At 69.7% G+C, this 1,765-nt stretch carries 1 protein-coding gene and 1 tRNA gene; one reads left to right on the top strand and one right to left on the bottom strand.

Translation table 11 applies throughout. The annotated features are described in order from the left end of the window. Positions 1–89: 89 nt before the first annotated feature. The gene (locus VGE38_RS09760) at positions 90–1,457 is read left to right on the top strand and encodes a tyrosine-type recombinase/integrase (protein ID WP_202417617.1); all 1,368 of its coding nucleotides are present in this window, start codon (positions 90–92) and stop codon (positions 1,455–1,457) included. Between the two features lie 137 nt (positions 1,458–1,594). On the opposite strand, the gene VGE38_RS09755 is transcribed toward VGE38_RS09760, so the two are convergent. Beyond that, a tRNA-Leu gene (locus VGE38_RS09755) sits at positions 1,595–1,667 on the bottom strand. Positions 1,668–1,765: the final 98 nt, after the last annotated feature.

Below are 1,765 nucleotides of genomic sequence, written 5' to 3'. Positions count from 1 at the left end.
CCGCGGTGCATCAAGCTCCCCAACGGTGACCTGCGGGTCCGTCGTGCGGAGTTGGAGCGCTGGCTCGATGCGCACGAGGAGGCAGCCTGATGGAGACCTCCTACGACGTGCGGATCTGGAAGGTCGAGGTGTACTCGGGCGCACGGACCACGACGCACACAGTGAAGTGGTCGGTTGCTGGGCGACGCTGGCGAGTCCCGTACAAGACCGCGGCTCTGGCTGATGCTTTCCGGTCCGAGCTGCTGGTTGCTGCGCGGCGTGGCGAGGCGTTCTCACTGGACACCGGTCGTCCGATGTCGATGGATCGCTCCGAACGGCGCGTCGGGTGGCTCGCGTTCGCCCGGGACTACGCAGCGATGAAGTGGCCGCACCTGGCTCCGAACTCGCGGCGCAACACGGCGCGGGCGCTCACCAACGCCACTTTCGCGCTGATCACGAGTGAGCGAGGCCGGCCGGACGACGCCACGTTGCGCAAGGCTTTGACCGCGTGGGCGTTCAACGTCCGGGCCAGCACGAATGCCGCGCCGCCAGAGCCGATTGCGCGTGCGTTGGCATGGCTGGAACGGAACACCCGTGAGGTGGGTGACCTGGCCGAACCGGCCGTCGTACGCGCTGTCCTGGACGCATTGACGGTGCGTGGCGACGGCGGCCGTGCAGCCCCGGCCTCGATCGCTCGGCAACGTGGCGTCGTGGTCAACCTCGGCGAGTACGCGGTGGAGCGTCGGCTCCTGACCCGCAACCCGGTGACCGCGATTGCGTGGAAGATCCCGCGCACGGTGAAGACGGTGGACAAGCGAGCCGTCGTCAACACCGTTCAGGCCCGCGCCCTGCTGTCCGCCGTGGGCAGTCAGAAGCCGAGCGGCCCGGGCCTGGTCGCCTTCTTCGGCCTGCTCTACTACGCCGCCCTCAGGCCGGGCGAGGCTGTGACACTCCGCGCCGCTGACCTCCAACTTCCAGCTGAAGGCTGGGGCGAGCTGCTGCTGACCGGCTCTACCCCGGAGGCCGGCGCTTCCTGGACCGACAACGGCCGGCGCCGCGAGGAGCGGGAGTTGAAGCACCGGGCCCGCGGTGAGACCCGCTCGGTCCCGTCTCCCCCTCCGCTCACCGCTCTGCTGCGGGCGCATCTCGCCGAGCACGGCACGACGCCGGATGGCCGGCTGTTCCGCGGTGTCCGCGGTGGTGATCTCCCGGAGGGCACCTACTGCCGGGTATGGCGGAAAGCTCGCGCGAGCGCTCTCACCGAGTCGGAGGCCGCTTCGCCGCTCGCCCGACGCCCCTACGACCTCCGCCACGCCGCGGTGTCGACATGGCTCAACGCGGGCGTGCCCTCGACCCAGGTCGCCGAGTGGGCCGGGCACAGCGTCGCCGTCCTGCACCAGATCTACGCGAAGTGCATCGTCGGCCAGGAGGACGCCGCCCGGCAGCGGATCGCCGACGCCCTTGGGGCTACCCCGTGAGCGACGGAACTTCGGTACGTATTCGGTACAGCCACCCGCCGAGCACCGGTCAGGGCCGGGTACGACCGGACAACATCATCTCGGCTTCGTCGGGTGTAATCGCTGGTCAGAGGGGTATTCTCGACGTGGAAGGGGGGTGCCCCCGGTCGGACTCGAACCGACACTGGGACCCTTTTAAGGGGCCTGCCTCTGCCGTTGGGCTACGGGGGCGCCGCGACAGCGTAGCCAGGGCGGGAAGGACTCATGCCGAGCACCGAGAAGGTCGACCTCCGGGGCGCCGCGGCGACCCTGCTGATGACCCTCTACAT

The organism is Nocardioides sp., from assembly GCF_036405735.1.
Lineage (GTDB): Bacteria > Actinomycetota > Actinomycetes > Propionibacteriales > Nocardioidaceae > Nocardioides.
Note: the sequence above shows the minus strand (reverse complement) of the source record. Positions and strands in the feature narration are given on the sequence as shown.

Coding starts and splice junctions, on each gene's coding strand:
- VGE38_RS09760 (WP_202417617.1), top strand. CDS start 90: ATGGAGACCTCCTACGACGTGCGGATCTGGAAGGTCGAGGTGTACTCG.